The sequence below is a fragment of the Flavobacterium sp. UBA6135 genome, from assembly GCF_002428305.1.
In the GTDB taxonomy this organism is placed as follows: Bacteria; Bacteroidota; Bacteroidia; order Flavobacteriales; family Flavobacteriaceae; genus Flavobacterium.
In genome coordinates, this window is record NZ_DIVJ01000047.1 from 40,213 (window position 1) to 54,942 (window position 14,730).

The following is a 14,730-nucleotide window of genomic DNA, read 5'->3' on the forward strand; positions in this document are numbered from 1 at the left end:
AAATGAAAAAATATAAAAATCCACCCCAATCCCAATGGTCAATGTTAACCCAACGACCAACCCAATCATTCGACGAAATCGAACAAACGGTAAAGGCAATTTTTAATGAAATCCAAACCAAAGGCGATACCGCAGTTGCAAAATATACTTCGTTGTTTGACGGAATAAAATTGGATAACTTTCTCGTCACAGATGATGAAATCAAAGAAGCAGAAAAACAAGTTCCATCCGAATTAAAAGAAGCGATTGCTTTAGCAAAATCAAATATCTACAAATTTCATTCCGCTCAAAAAACAAGTAAAATTGAAGTTGAAACGACCAAAGGCGTTTTTTGTTGGCAAGAAAAACGACCCATTCAAAAAGTAGGATTATACATTCCGGGAGGAACAGCTCCGCTATTTTCAACAGTTTTGATGTTGGCCATTCCCGCTCAAATTGCAGGTTGCGAAGAAATTATTTTATGTTCACCACCGGATAAAATCGGAAAAGTAAATCCCGCTATTTTGTACGCTGCCAATTTGTGTGGTGTGACAAAAATCTTTAAAGTGGGCGGAATTCAAGCCGTTGCGGCATTGACTTTTGGAACTGAAACAATTTCGAAAGTTTATAAAATTTTCGGTCCCGGAAATCAATTTGTCACGGTGGCGAAGCAAGTAGCAACGCAATTCGGAACAGCCATCGATATGCCGGCAGGACCAAGTGAGTTATTGATTTATGCCGATGATTCAGCCAATCCGGCTTTTGTTGCTTCTGATTTATTGAGTCAAGCCGAACACGGAACCGATAGTCAAGTAATTTTGGTTTCCAATTCTCAAAAATTAATTGACGAAGTAGAAAAGGAAATTGACGACCAAATTCAAGTTTTAACTCGCAAAGAAATTGCTCAAAAAGCTATCGATAATTCGAAATTAATTTTTATTGAAAAGGAGAGCGATGCATTGGATTTTATCAACGAATATGCTCCTGAACATTTCATTATTTGTTCCAAAAACGAAGCCTATTTTGTAAACGGAATTCAAAATGCAGGTTCTGTTTTTATTGGAAATTTCACTCCTGAAAGTGCCGGTGATTATGCCTCAGGAACCAATCACACCTTACCAACAAACGGATTCTCAAAGAATTATTCCGGTGTAAACCTCGATAGTTTTTCAAAAGCTATTACGTTTCAAAAAATTTCTGAACAAGGTTTAAAAAACATCGGAAATGCAATTGAAATTATGTCGGAAGCCGAAGGATTACAAGGGCACAAAAACGCAGTTACATTACGACTAAATGCTTTACAAAATGAATAAAAATATAGAAATAAACAGCTCGTTTTCAATTCAAAATTTAGTTAGAAAGACTATTTTGAATATGAAATCCTATTCGTCTGCTCGCGATGAATTCAAGGAATTTGAAACCAACTTGATTTTTTTGGATGCGAATGAAAATCCGTTTTCCAATGGTTATAATCGTTATCCAGATCCGCAACAAAAGCTATTGAAAACACTTTTGGCGAAACAGAAAAAGGTTTCTTTAAACCAAATTTTACTAGGAAATGGAAGTGATGAAGTACTCGATTTACTTTTTCGTGCGTTTTGCGAACCCAATCAAGACAACATCGTCACGTTGCCACCAACGTATGGAATGTATGGCGTTCTAGCCGATTTGAATGCCATTGAAAACAGAGAAATTTTGTTAACCATTGATTTTGAACCTAATGTGGATGAAATTTTGAGTGCTGTTTCAGAAAACACAAAAATCATCTTTTTATGTTCACCAAATAACCCAACCGGTAATTCATTTTCAGATGAAAGTATTTTGTATTTGCTGAAGAATTTCAATGGTTTGGTAGTCTTGGATGAAGCGTATATCGACTTTTCTTCCAAAGAAAGTTGGTTGTCGGAGTTGAGTGATTTTCCCAATTTAGTCATCATTCAAACCTTATCAAAAGCATACGGATTGGCCGGACTTCGAGTTGGAATTGCCTATGCTTCTGAGGAAATTATTTCAATTCTAAACAAAATCAAACCCCCTTACAATTTGAATACAGCTTCACAAGAAATTGCTCTCAAAAAATTAAATCAAAATACCTTAACTGCTCAGTTGAAAAAGCTTATTTCGGAGAGGGAAATCGTAATCAATTCTTTAAAATCAATTGCATTTATTGAGAAAGTTTTTCTTTCTGATGCGAATTTTATTTTATTAAAAGTAGATGATGCAACGTTGCGATACAACCAACTAATTCAAGCCGGAATTGTGGTTCGAAACCGAAGTAATCAGCCATTATGTGAAAACTGTCTTCGCATTACTATTGGCACAAAAGAAGAAAACAATCAGTTAATTACCACTTTAAAATCACTGTAAAATGGCACAAAGAATTCTATTTATTGATCGTGACGGAACCATCATCAAAGAACCTGCTGATGAACAAATTGATGCGTTTGAAAAAGTGACTTTTTATCCAAAATCGTTAGTTTATTTGAGTAAAATTGCCTCAGAATTAGATTTTGAATTAGTGATGATAACCAATCAAGATGGTTTGGGAACTGCTTCTTTTCCTGAAGAAACATTTTGGCCGGTTCATAATTTTATTATGAAAACATTTGAAAATGAAGGGGTTGTTTTTGATGAAGTTTTAATTGATAAAACGTTTCCTCACGAAAATGCTCCTACTCGAAAACCTGGAATTGGTTTGTTGAAAAAGTATTTTTCGGCTGACTATGATTTAGAAAATTCATTTGTAATTGGTGATCGTTTGACTGATGCTGAATTGGCAAAAAACTTAGGCTCAAAAGCAATTTTTATTAATGATAATACCAATTTGGGAACGAATGAAATTTCAGTTAAACGGGAAGAATTAAATTCAATTATTTCATTAGAAACAAATGATTGGAAGCAAATTTATGAGTTTTTGAAATTGGAAAACAGAACGGCTTCAATTTATCGAAAAACGAATGAAACTGAAATTGCCATCACTTTAAATTTAGATGGAATCGGAAATAGCAACATTCGAACCGGATTAGCATTTTTTGATCATATGCTCGATCAACTATCCAGACACGGTCAAATGGATTTGGATATCCAGGTAAAAGGCGATTTACAAGTGGATGAACACCACACCATTGAAGACACGGCCATTGCATTAGGCGAAGTTTTTGCGAAAGCTTTAGGAAACAAATTAGGCATCGAACGTTACGGATTTTGTCTCCCGATGGATGATTGTTTGGCTCAAGTAGCCATTGATTTTGGCGGACGTTCGTGGTTGATGTGGCAAGCTCCTTTTAAACGTGAAAAAATTGGTGATATGCCAACAGAAATGTTTTTTCATTTTTTCAAATCTTTTGCCGATGGTGCCAAAGCCAACCTAAACATCAAAGCAGAAGGTTTTAACGAACACCATAAAATTGAAGCGATTTTTAAAGCTTTCGCTAAAGCAATTAAAGCTGCGGTTAAAAGAGATTCGGAGAAAATGATTTTACCAAGCACAAAAGGAATGTTGTAATTATTTGTTTCAAGTTTAAAGTTTCAAGTTGTTTTTGTTGAACAACCTGAAACTTTAAACCTGAAACCTGAAACAAAAAATAAATGAAAATAGCCATAATAGACTACGGTGCCGGAAATATAAAAAGTATTCAATTTGCTCTAAATCGATTAGGTTTTGATGGCGTTTTGACAAACAATCCATACGAAATTCGTTCTGCGGATAAAGTTATTTTTCCCGGTGTTGGAGAAGCAAGTTCCGCGATGAAAAAATTGAAAAGCTCAGGTTTAGATGAATTAATTCCCACGTTAACCCAACCGGTTTTAGGAATTTGTTTAGGAATGCAATTAATGTGCAATCACACAGAAGAAGGCGATACCAAAGGTTTAGGGATTTTTGATACGAATGTTGTTCAATTTTCAAACCAAGTCAAAGTGCCACATATGGGATGGAATGACATAAAAACTGCCGACGAAAAGCAGTTTTTCTGCCGAACTTCAACAGGTTTTGTGTATTTCGTGCACAGTTTTTATGCTGAAATCTGCGAAGAAACCATCGCCACGACACATTATTTAACTGATTTTTCAGCGGCTTTGCAAAAAGATAATTTTTATGGCGTTCAATTTCACCCTGAAAAAAGTGGACTTGTCGGTGAAAAACTATTGCAAAATTTCCTCAATCTATAAACCATTACCCATAACCTTTTACCATATTACGAATGAAAATAATCCCAGCAATAGATATCATCGACGGAAAGTGCGTTCGACTTTCCAAAGGAAATTATGATACCAAAAAAATATACAACGAAAATCCGTTAGAAGTTGCCAAATCATTTGAAGCTCACGGTATTCAATATTTGCACTTGGTTGATTTAGATGGTGCCAAATCCGGACGAATTATTAATTATAAAGTCTTAGAAAAAATTGCTTCAAATACTAATTTAAAAATCGATTTTGGTGGTGGATTAAAAACCAATAAAGATGTCGATATCGCTTTTGAATGTGGAGCGAATCAAATTACCGGAGGAAGCATTGCAGTAAAAAACCCTAGTTTATTTGAAGAATGGATTCAGCGTTTTGGCAATGAAAAAATCATTCTCGGTGCCGATGTTTCCAATGGAAAAATTGCTGTTTCCGGTTGGCAGGAAGAAAGTTCGGAAGAGCTAATTCCATTTATAAAAAACTATCAAACCAAAGGAATTCAGTCCGTCATCTGCACTGATATTGCAAAAGACGGTATGTTGCAAGGACCAAGTTTTGAATTGTATAAAACAATTTTAAACGAAATTAAAAACATAAAATTAATCGCTTCCGGCGGAATTTCAATTTTTGATGAATTACCAAAGTTAGCTGAGTTAGGTTGTCAAGGCGTTATCATCGGAAAAGCGATTTATGAAAACCGAATTTCTCTAAAACAGATAGAAAAATTTATTACACAACAAACCTGACAGGTTTTTGAAACCTGTCAGGTTTAAAACAAAAAACATGCTAACAAAAAGAATAATCCCCTGCCTCGACATCAAAAACGGAAGAACCGTAAAAGGCATCAATTTTTTAGAATTGAAAGATGCCGGAGATCCGGTAGAATTAGCTTTGAAATATAGTTTGGAAGGTGCCGATGAATTGGTTTTTTTAGACATTTCTGCCACGGAAGAACGCCGAAAAACATTGGTTCAACTGGTTCAAAAAGTGGCTCAAACCATCAACATTCCGTTTACTGTTGGTGGCGGAATTTCATCTGTTGAAGATGTCGAATTATTGTTGAAAAACGGAGCAGATAAAATTTCCGTTAATTCTTCTGCAGTTAAGAATCCCAAATTAATCTCAGAAATTGCTAAAAACTTCGGAAGTCAATGCGTTGTGGTTGCCATTGATGCGAAATTAATTAATGAAAATTGGAAAGTTCATTTAGTTGGCGGAAAAGTCGCCACAGAATTGGATTTATTTGATTGGGTAAAAGAAGTTGAACAACTTGGAGCCGGCGAAATTTTATTTACTTCAATGAACAATGATGGAACAAAAAATGGTTTTGCAAATGAAGCCTTGGCTCAATTATCCAAAACAGTTAATCTTCCCATAATTGCCTCGGGTGGAGCAGGAACAATGCAACATTTTGAAGAAGCTTTTTCCATCGGAAATGCTGATGCAGCTTTGGCAGCTAGTGTTTTTCATTACAATGAAATTTCAATTCCGGAATTAAAAAAATATTTAAAAACAGCCGGAATTCCGGTAAGAATTTAATACTTATGAAACTTGATTTTACAAAAAATAGCGACGGATTAATCCCAGTCATCATTCAAGATGAAACAACTAAAACCGTTTTAATGTTGGGTTATATGAACGAAGAAGCCTATCAACAAACCATTTCTTCGCAAAAAGTCACGTTCTTCAGTCGAACAAAAAATCGGTTATGGACAAAAGGAGAAGAAAGCGGAAACTTTCTCAATCTCGTTTCAATGGAAGCTGATTGTGATAACGATACACTTTTAATTCAAGTCAACCCAATCGGTTCGGTTTGCCATACGGGAGCCGATACTTGTTGGCAACAACCAAATAAAACAAAGTTTGGTTTTTTATCAGATTTAGAAAATACGATCCAACTTCGTAAAGAAAATGGCGAAACTGAAACAAGTTATGTTGCATCTTTATTTGCGAAAGGAATCAATAAAATTGCCCAGAAAGTAGGCGAGGAAGCAATCGAAATGGTCATTGAAGCCAAAGATTCTAACGATGATTTATTTTTGAATGAAAGTGCCGATTTGCTGTTTCATTATTTAATTTTATTGAACGCAAAAGGTTTTGAATTGAATGATGTTGTGGAAATTTTGAAAGAAAGAGGCTAATCACTAATTACTAATCGCTATTCACTATTTTTTGTATATTTAGACCTTTAAAAAGTAAATTCTATGCTCAAAAAATCAGCAGTTGCTCTTAGCACCATCGTCTTATTCTCAACTTTATCCTGCGAACAAAAAAATATGAAGGCCCAAACAGAAACGGTAACTGAATCCAATTCAGAACATAAAATTGTTGTATATCAAGTTTTTACACGATTATTTGGAAACACAAATACTACTAATAAACCGTGGGGAACAATCGAAGAAAATGGCGTTGGAAAGTTCAATGATTTTACTGATAAAGCTCTTCAGGAAATAAAGGATTTGGGCGTGACGCACATTTGGTACACTGGTGTTCCGCATCACGCATTAATAAATGATTACAAAAGATATGACATTTCTAACGATGATCCGGATGTTGTGAAAGGTCGTGCCGGTTCGCCATATGCTGTAAAAGATTATTATAATGTAAACCCTGATTTGGCTGTTGATCCCGCAAAACGATTGGAAGAATTTGAAGCGTTGATTGAACGAACACATAAAAACGGTTTGAAAGTCGTAATCGATATTGTTCCCAATCACATCGCCAGAAAATATGAAGGAAAAACGAATCCGAAAGGTGTGAAAGATTTTGGTTCGGATGATGATAAATCGGTTGAATACAAACGAAATAATAATTTCTATTACATTCCAAATTCAAAATTTGAAGTTCCAACCGATGCCAATTACAAACCTTTAGGTGGAGAAAAACATCTATTAGCTGATGGGAAATTTGAAGAAATCCCAGCAAAATGGACCGGAAATGGCTCTCGTTTAGCTAAACCGGACATTAATGATTGGTATGAAACTGTCAAAATTAATTATGGCGTAAAACCGGATGGAAGCAAAGATTTTCCATCATTACCAGAAGGTTTTGATAAAAAAGATTACAAAGCACACGCCGATTTTTGGAAAGAAAAAGACGTGCCGGATTCTTGGAAAAAGTTTAAAGACATCACCCATTATTGGATAGATAAAGGTGTGGATGGTTTCCGATATGATATGGCCGAAATGGTTCCGGTAGAATTTTGGAGTTATATGAATTCATCCATCAAAATAAAAAATCCAAATGCGTTTTTGTTGGCAGAAGTGTATAATCCGGCTGAATATAGAAACTATATCAACTTCGGAAAAATGGATTATTTGTATGATAAAGTGCAAATGTATGACACGTTAAAAAACATCGTGCAAGGTCGCGGTTTACCTAAAAATATCTCAGGTATTCGAGAAGATTTGAAAGACATCGAACACCACATGTTACACTTTTTGGATAACCACGACGAACAACGTTTGGCGAGTCCGCAGTTTGCAGGAGACCCGAAAAAAGGAAAACCATTAATGGTCGTTTCGGCAACAATCAGTTCGTCGCCAACGATGATTTATTTTGGTCAAGAAGTAGGAGAACCGGGTGCTCTTGATGCCGGTTTTGGAAAAAATTCACGAACCTCAATTTTTGATTATGTGGGCGTTCCGCATCATCAACGTTGGATGAATGACGGAAAATTTGATGGTGGACAATTAAATCCGGAAGAAAAAGAATTGCGTGATTTTTACAAACGCTTGTTGAATTTTACTTTAAAAAGCAGTGCTTTAATGGGTGAATTCGAGCAAATTCACGATGCAAACCTCGAAGCAGGTTTAGGTTACGATTTTGGATTGTACTCGTATGCCAGATGGAGTGATGACGAACGACTAATTATTATCGCGAATTTCAATCAAAATACTCCAGTAGAATGCATGGTTATTGTGCCATCTGATCTAATAAAAAAAATGAATCTTAAAGATGGTAGTTATTCCTTAAAAGATCAATTATACGGGAAAACTACAACCAAAATGCAAGTTGTAAAAGGAGTAGGGAAGTTTGTTTTGAAGATTACTCCAAACGAAAGTTTTATTTTTAAAATTTAAATTTAAAACACCTGACCGGTTTTTGAAACCTGTCAGGTTTATTTTTAGTTTAAATATTCTTAAGAAAAGATAGGATTGTATCTTTGAAAAAATCATCATCAAAAGAAAACTATGAAAAATACCATCACCCAATTTTCAATTCTATTTTTTTTGTTAGTAGCAACTACCGGTTTTGCTCAAAAAGATTTCTACGTTGGTTTAAAGGCGGGAGGAAACTTAAGTGGATTTACTACCAATGACTTTTTGAACACCGACGTTTTTGGACTACAAGTTGGAGCTATTGGAGTGATAAATTTTAATCGAAATTTTGCAGCTCAAGTTGAAGTAGTGTTTAATCAAAAAGGAGGAATTTTCGAAATACCTTTTTCAGATTCTAATCCAGAAGTTAAATTGAATTATTTGAGCATTCCGCTTATGGGAAAAACCTATTTGAGCAATAATGTTACCTTTGAATTGGGCCCCGAAATTGGTTTTTTACTTTCAAAATCAACCAATACTATAGGTAATTTTGAAGATTTGGATAAAATTAAGTCATTGGATTTAGGAGCTTCAGCGGGTTTTAGTTTTCAATTTTACAGTGGTTTAGTCATTCAAACTCGATATACGTATGGACTCTCCAAACTAGTTGATGGAAGTGATTATAAAAATTCTACCATCAATTTATCTGTTGGATATTTCTTTAAAAAGTAGTTTTATTTGATTGTTTTTTCGTTTAACACTTTTTCTCTGTTTTCTTGCTCTTTTATAATTTCAGCAAGGTGTTTTTCAACTAAATTTTCCAATTCTTTTTCCGAAATATCATTCGCTTTTGGTTTATCAATTAAATTCAACCAAGGCGATTTTCCTTCAAAATCATAGTCGCCAAAAACAATAACCGGAGTTCCTTTTGCCGAAACTGTGTTGGCATCTTTCAAAATCCATTCTTCCGCCCAATCATACATCCATTTGGCATCGTTTTCCAATAATCGCAAACAAGAGTGTGAAGCAGGATAACCCGGCAATTCGTATTGATGCCAACCCACACCATCATGATTTTCGATGTTGAAATTCCAACGCAAAATCCATTCATCATCCACGGTGCTTTGCACTTCTTCACCTTTCCAATTGGTAAAAAACAATCCTGTTGGGGTTTTATTTGCTTTTGTGCCTAAGCTCGTGGGTCCCCATTTTACTAATTCCCCATATTCATACAAACCATAGGCTTGAATGGGATAGGAGAAAATAGCAATTTTCGGCACATCAAATAGATTTTTTATGGTATATGGAAAAGGGGAATAGGCCAAAAAATCATCGTCAAATTTATTGGGTACAATTAAACTGTCGGCTTTTGACAATCTTGATTTATCAATTCGGTTTAAAGAGACAATGGTTGTTATTTCACTTCCTGAAAATTTAGATTTAAAAATTTTACGAATGGAATCGTTTTTTAAAGACCAAATGGAATACGTAAATTCTTGAGATTTAGTATACTTTCTCTCAGGAACAGGGTGTTCTTTTTTGACTGCTTTTTCGTTTTGACAAGAGATAAAAAGTGAAATGATTATAAGGAATACTGTATGTTTTAAACTATTCATAGGTTTTAATTTTTTGGGGAATTTTGAATAATTATAAATGTAGTTAATTTGAATTTGAAATTATTTTTATCACCTTTCTTTTAAACATACTTTAACTTTTATCATGAAAATCTCATTGGAAATTTTCTATTTCTATTTTAAAAAATTCATTTTATTTTAAACAGATTTAAAAGACAACCCATTTTTGTTGTAATTCCCTCAAAAATAGTTTTGTAATTACAAAAAAGCTTCGTAATTTTGCACACCTTTTGGCGAAGAAGAGTTTCCATTGGGTATAAACAATTTATGTAAACAACTTCTGCTGTTTTCTATCGCTTTCAGAAACTCAAGAAAATACAGAATACAAATTTTTTATCAGCATGTCTGAAATTTTAAAAGAACAAGAAGCGTTTTTAGCAAACTTTAACTGGCATAACTTCCAAGAAGGAATTGATGTAGTAGATGAAAAAAACCTAAGAGAATTTGAAGAGTTAGTTGCTAAGACCTTCATTTCAACTGACAGCGAAGAAGTAGTTATGGGAACAGTTGTTCGTATTACTGACAGAGACGCTATCGTTGACATCAACGCGAAATCTGAAGGAGTTATTTCTCTTAACGAATTCCGTTACAACCCAAACTTAAAAGTGGGTGACAAAGTAGAAGTATTAATTGACGTTCGTGAAGACAGAACAGGTCAATTGGTATTATCTCACAGAAAAGCAAGAACTATCAAAGCATGGGATCGTGTTATTTCGGCTCATGACACAGGAGAGATTGTAAACGGTTTTGTTAAATGCAGAACTAAAGGTGGTATGATTGTAGATGTTTTCGGAATCGAAGCTTTCTTACCGGGATCACAAATTGATGTGAAACCAATCCGTGATTACGATCAATATGTAAACAAAATGATGGAGTTTAAAGTGGTAAAAATTAATCATGAATTCAAAAACGTGGTTGTTTCTCACAAAGCTCTTATCGAAGCTGATATCGAAGTTCAGAAAAAAGAAATCATTGGTCAATTAGAAAAAGGACAAGTATTAGAAGGTGTTGTTAAAAACATTACTTCTTATGGTGTGTTTATTGATTTAGGTGGTGTTGATGGATTAATCCACATTACTGACCTTTCTTGGTCAAGAATCAATCATCCAAGCGAAGTTCTTGAATTAGACCAAAAATTAAACGTTGTAATTCTTGATTTTGATGATGAGAAAACAAGAATCCAATTAGGTTTAAAACAATTAAACGCTCACCCTTGGGATGCCTTAAATGCAGACTTGAAAGTTGGTGACAAAGTGAAAGGTAAAGTAGTAGTTATCGCTGATTACGGTGCTTTCATTGAAGTTGCTGAAGGTGTTGAAGGTTTGATTCACGTTTCTGAAATGTCTTGGTCAACGCATTTACGTTCGGCTCAAGATTTCATGAAAATTGGAGACGAGGTTGAAGCAGTTGTGTTAACTTTAGACAGAGACGAAAGAAAAATGTCTTTAGGTATCAAACAAATGACTCAAGATCCTTGGACTGATATTACAGCTAAATATCCTGTTGGTTCAAAACACACAGGTATCGTTAGAAACTTTACAAACTTTGGTATTTTCGTAGAATTAGAAGAGGGTATCGATGGTTTAATTTATATTTCTGATTTATCTTGGACTAAGAAAATCAAACATCCATCTGAATTCGTTAATGTTGGCGAAAACTTAGAGGTTGTTGTTTTAGAATTGGATGTTGACGGACGTAAATTATCTTTGGGTCACAAACAAACTACAGCAAATCCATGGGACAAACATGAAGATGCATATGCAGTAGGAACTGTTCATAACGGTGTTATTGCTGAGATTGTTGACAAAGGAGCTACTGTTGATTTTGGTGATGATGTAGTTGCGTTTATTCCAACACGTCATTTAGAAAAAGAAGATGGTAAAAAATTGAAAAAAGGTGATACAGCTGACTTCAAAGTAATTGAATTCAATAAAGAATTTAAAAGAGTTGTAGCTTCTCACACGGCTATTTTCAGAGAAGAAGAAGAGAAAAATGTAAAAGCTGCTTCAGAATCTGTTGCTGCTAATAATAACACAAATGCTCCTGTTCAAACTCTTGGAGAAAATAACCAAATTTTAGCTGATTTAAAAGCTAAGATGGAAAAAGGAGAAAAGAAATAATCTTTTGTTTCTCTATTATACTAATCCCCTCAAATCTTTGAGGGGATTTTTTTATTCATTTTTATTAAATGAAAACGTGTTGATTTTATTCTTTACAAAATTGATTTTCAAAATAATAAACGAAATAAAACTATGAATCATTTTTAATCGTAAATAAGATTATGCCGATTATATTTAATGATTTCATGTTAGTTGTTATTTTGTTTGTTTAAAAAAAACCACGCTTATTGGCGTGGTTTTCTCATTTGTGTATGTGTTCAATTTATCTTAAAGTAGCACCTAATTCCTTTTCAAAATTAGATTGTAGTTTGGTCATGATTTTATCAATTTGCTCGTCGGTTAACGTTTTTCCTTGATCTTGAAGTATAAAACTTAAAGCATATGATTTTTTTCCTTCTTGAAGATTTTTACCTTGATAAACATCAAAAAGACTTATTTCTTTGACTAACGTTTTTTCAGTTTGTCGTGCAATTTTATAGATGCTTTCAAACATGGTATTTTCATCTAATAAAAGTGCTAAATCCCTTCTAACTTCAGGATATTTGGGTAATTCTTGAAATTTAATTTTATTAGAAATCAATTTTAAAATAAAATTCCAATTAAAATCAGCATAAAAAACGTCTTGCTTTATATCAAAATATTTCAAAATGGGCTTTTTAACGGTTCCCAATTCTACTATTAAATCTTTACCGAAATAGTAGGCAATTCCTTCGCCAAAAACGTCAGAGATTACGGGTTTTGTTTCCAATTTTTGAATACCTAATCGATTTACGATTGTTTCAACCAATCCTTTAAATAGAAAGAAATCAGAAGGTTTTTGAGAATATGTCCAACTTTCAAGTTTGTCATTTCCGGTTACAAAAAGCGATAAATGCTTGTTTTCTTCATAACCTGATGGCATTTTATGATAGCTCTTTCCAAACTCAAAAAGTTTTATATCGGAATTTCTTCTATTGATATTATAAGAAACAGCCTCAAGTCCTGAAAATAAAAGCGATTGTCGCATTGCTGATAAATCCAAACTTAATGGATTTAGCATCAAAACATTAAATTCTTCTCTTAAGTTTTCAGAAAGCTTAACATAATCGGGTTTAGTTAATGAATTGGCCATCATTTCATGAAATCCAAAGGAGTTCAATTGCGTGGCAATACTATTTTGAATTTTATAATCTTCGGTTCTACTAGAGTTAAAAACGGTTGCGTTTAATTTTTTACTGAAATTAATGTTGTTATAGCCATAAATACGTAGGATTTCTTCAATAACATCAATTTCCCTTTGAACATCAACGCGATAAGAAGGAATAGTTAATCCTAAGCCGGCATCAGAAACACTATTTACTTTAATTTCAAGTGAAACTAAAATCTTTTTAATGGTTTCTTTTGGAATTTCCTGACCAATAATTTTATTGACATTGTTATAATTCAAAACAACTGAAAAATCTTCAATTTTTTTGGGATAAATATCAATGATGTCAGAAGTTATTTCACCTCCGGCTAATTCTTTAATTAAAATTGTAGCTCTTTTTAAAGCATATTCTGTAATTGTTGGATCAATTCCTCTTTCAAAACGAAATGAAGCGTCTGTACTCAAACCGTGACGTTTTGCCGTTTTTCTAATTGAAATCGGATTGAAATAAGCACTTTCTAAAAAGATACTAGATGTGTTTTCATTTACTCCTGAATTTTTTCCACCAAAAACACCGGCTATGCATAACGGTCCTTTTTCATCACAAATCATTAAATCATCTTCATGTAAAGTACGTTCAATATCATCCAAAGTGATGAATTTTGTTCCTGATTCAACTGTTTTTACTACAATTTTACCATTTATTTTTGAAGCATCAAAAGCATGTAAAGGTTGACCTAATTCATGAAGCACATAATTGGTTACGTCAACAATATTATTTTTTGGTGTGATTCCAATTGCTTTCAATCTATTTTGTAGCCAACTTGGCGATGGTTTTACAGTAATTCCGGAAATGGTAACGCCGCAATATCGTGGAGCCAATTTGGTATCTTTTACTTCAACATCGATTTTTAAGGTGCGTTTGTCCACTCTAAAATTGGTCACAGAAGGAGTGATGAGTTCGGGGTGTACATTTTTTAAAGTCATTCCAGCTCGTAAATCCCTAGCAACACCTAAATGCGACATGGCATCAGCACGATTGGGTGTTAATCCGATTTCAAAAATTTCGTCATTTTCTATTTCCAGAATTTTTGCTAATGGCGTTCCGGGAACTAAGCTATCTTCCAAAACCATAATACCATCATGATTATCGCTTAATCCCAATTCGTCTTCGGCACAAATCATTCCGTTGCTTTCCTGACCTCTAATTTTTCCTTTTTTGATGAGTAATTCAACACCTTCTTTATCATAAAGTTTTGTACCAATTGTTGCAACGGGTACTTTTTGTCCTGCAGCTACATTACTGGCACCACAAACAATTTGAATAGGAGTGCTTTCACCTATGTTAACCATAGTAACTTTTAACCGATCTGCATCAGGATGTTTTTCACAAGTTAGCACCTCACCAACTACAACACCTTCAAGTGCTCCTTTAACGGATTGGAATTTTTCAATTCCTTCCACTTCAAGACCTAAATCGGTTAATAAAGTTGCTGTTTCTTCAGATGTCCACTCAGTTTTTATAAATTGTTTTAACCAATTATAGGAAATACGCATAGGGATCTATATTTATAGGATGCAAATATAGGAAATGCCTTTTGGTTAACGAAAGCTAAGGCATAAAAAAAGAAGCCGTCTCAATACTA

Annotated in this window: 12 protein-coding genes; 10 read left to right on the forward strand and 2 right to left on the reverse strand. The window is 34.0% G+C overall.

Features of this window, described 5'->3' with window-relative positions:
• Nucleotides 1-2: 2 nt before the first annotated feature.
• The 9 genes from hisD to B3L86_RS11540 all read left to right on the forward strand — a co-directional run bounded on the left by hisD (nt 3) and on the right by B3L86_RS11540 (nt 8,936).
• On the forward strand, nt 3-1,292 hold the full coding sequence (hisD, locus tag B3L86_RS11500; RefSeq protein ID WP_291119195.1) for a histidinol dehydrogenase: 1,290 nt from the start codon (nt 3-5) through the stop codon (nt 1,290-1,292).
• Nucleotides 1,285-2,346, forward strand: coding sequence for a histidinol-phosphate transaminase (gene hisC / locus B3L86_RS11505; protein WP_291119198.1), 1,062 nt, complete (start codon nt 1,285-1,287; stop codon nt 2,344-2,346). The genes hisD and hisC overlap by 8 nt, the downstream gene beginning before the upstream one ends.
• A 1-nt stretch (nt 2,347) precedes the next feature.
• Entirely contained in the window at nt 2,348-3,484 is a 1,137-nt protein-coding gene (gene hisB / locus B3L86_RS11510) for a bifunctional histidinol-phosphatase/imidazoleglycerol-phosphate dehydratase HisB (protein WP_291119201.1), read from the forward strand.
• An 83-nt stretch (nt 3,485-3,567) separates the two neighbouring features.
• Nucleotides 3,568-4,149: an imidazole glycerol phosphate synthase subunit HisH gene (hisH, locus tag B3L86_RS11515; RefSeq protein ID WP_291119204.1), complete on the forward strand. Its 582-nt coding sequence runs from the start codon at nt 3,568-3,570 to the stop codon at nt 4,147-4,149.
• A gap of 32 nt (nt 4,150-4,181) precedes the next feature.
• Entirely contained in the window at nt 4,182-4,910 is a 729-nt protein-coding gene (gene hisA, locus B3L86_RS11520) for a 1-(5-phosphoribosyl)-5-[(5-phosphoribosylamino)methylideneamino]imidazole-4-carboxamide isomerase (RefSeq protein WP_291119207.1), read from the forward strand.
• 37 nt (nt 4,911-4,947) lie between these two features.
• A complete protein-coding gene (gene hisF, locus B3L86_RS11525; protein WP_291119210.1) occupies nt 4,948-5,703 on the forward strand; it encodes an imidazole glycerol phosphate synthase subunit HisF in 756 nt (251 codons plus the stop codon).
• 5 nt (nt 5,704-5,708) lie between these two features.
• Entirely contained in the window at nt 5,709-6,305 is a 597-nt protein-coding gene (hisIE, locus tag B3L86_RS11530) for a bifunctional phosphoribosyl-AMP cyclohydrolase/phosphoribosyl-ATP diphosphatase HisIE (RefSeq protein ID WP_291119214.1), read from the forward strand.
• A 63-nt stretch (nt 6,306-6,368) separates the two neighbouring features.
• A complete protein-coding gene (locus B3L86_RS11535) occupies nt 6,369-8,246 on the forward strand; it encodes an alpha-amylase family protein (protein WP_291119217.1) in 1,878 nt (625 codons plus the stop codon).
• A gap of 111 nt (nt 8,247-8,357) precedes the next feature.
• A complete protein-coding gene (locus B3L86_RS11540) occupies nt 8,358-8,936 on the forward strand; it encodes a porin family protein (protein ID WP_291119219.1) in 579 nt (192 codons plus the stop codon).
• A gap of 2 nt (nt 8,937-8,938) precedes the next feature.
• On the opposite strand, the gene B3L86_RS11545 is transcribed toward B3L86_RS11540, so the two are convergent.
• A complete protein-coding gene (locus B3L86_RS11545; protein ID WP_291119222.1) occupies nt 8,939-9,820 on the reverse strand; it encodes a L,D-transpeptidase in 882 nt (293 codons plus the stop codon).
• A gap of 359 nt (nt 9,821-10,179) precedes the next feature.
• Here B3L86_RS11545 and rpsA point away from each other — a divergent pair, with 359 nt between their 5' ends.
• The gene (gene rpsA, locus B3L86_RS11550) at nt 10,180-11,958 is read left to right on the forward strand and encodes a 30S ribosomal protein S1 (protein WP_291119224.1); all 1,779 of its coding nucleotides are present in this window, start codon (nt 10,180-10,182) and stop codon (nt 11,956-11,958) included.
• Nucleotides 11,959-12,220: 262 nt separating this feature from the next.
• Here rpsA and pheT read toward each other — a convergent pair whose 3' ends face one another.
• Nucleotides 12,221-14,641 carry a phenylalanine--tRNA ligase subunit beta gene (gene pheT, locus B3L86_RS11555; RefSeq protein WP_291119227.1) on the reverse strand — a complete coding sequence of 807 codons (2,421 nt, stop codon included), beginning with the start codon at nt 14,639-14,641 and terminating at the stop codon, nt 12,221-12,223.
• Between the last annotated feature and the right edge of the window lie 89 nt (nt 14,642-14,730).

What these genes read in the sequence shown, in the direction of transcription:
- B3L86_RS11545 (WP_291119222.1), bottom strand. Translation starts at nt 9,820, where the DNA reads ATGAATAGTTTAAAACATACAGTATTCCTTATAATCATTTCACTTTTT.
- B3L86_RS11535 (WP_291119217.1), top strand. Translation starts at nt 6,369, where the DNA reads ATGCTCAAAAAATCAGCAGTTGCTCTTAGCACCATCGTCTTATTCTCA.
- rpsA (WP_291119224.1), top strand. Translation starts at nt 10,180, where the DNA reads ATGTCTGAAATTTTAAAAGAACAAGAAGCGTTTTTAGCAAACTTTAAC.
- pheT (WP_291119227.1), bottom strand. Translation starts at nt 14,641, where the DNA reads ATGCGTATTTCCTATAATTGGTTAAAACAATTTATAAAAACTGAGTGG.
- hisH (WP_291119204.1), top strand. Translation starts at nt 3,568, where the DNA reads ATGAAAATAGCCATAATAGACTACGGTGCCGGAAATATAAAAAGTATT.
- B3L86_RS11540 (WP_291119219.1), top strand. Translation starts at nt 8,358, where the DNA reads ATGAAAAATACCATCACCCAATTTTCAATTCTATTTTTTTTGTTAGTA.
- hisF (WP_291119210.1), top strand. Translation starts at nt 4,948, where the DNA reads ATGCTAACAAAAAGAATAATCCCCTGCCTCGACATCAAAAACGGAAGA.
- hisB (WP_291119201.1), top strand. Translation starts at nt 2,348, where the DNA reads ATGGCACAAAGAATTCTATTTATTGATCGTGACGGAACCATCATCAAA.
- hisA (WP_291119207.1), top strand. Translation starts at nt 4,182, where the DNA reads ATGAAAATAATCCCAGCAATAGATATCATCGACGGAAAGTGCGTTCGA.
- hisD (WP_291119195.1), top strand. Translation starts at nt 3, where the DNA reads ATGAAAAAATATAAAAATCCACCCCAATCCCAATGGTCAATGTTAACC.
- hisIE (WP_291119214.1), top strand. Translation starts at nt 5,709, where the DNA reads ATGAAACTTGATTTTACAAAAAATAGCGACGGATTAATCCCAGTCATC.
- hisC (WP_291119198.1), top strand. Translation starts at nt 1,285, where the DNA reads ATGAATAAAAATATAGAAATAAACAGCTCGTTTTCAATTCAAAATTTA.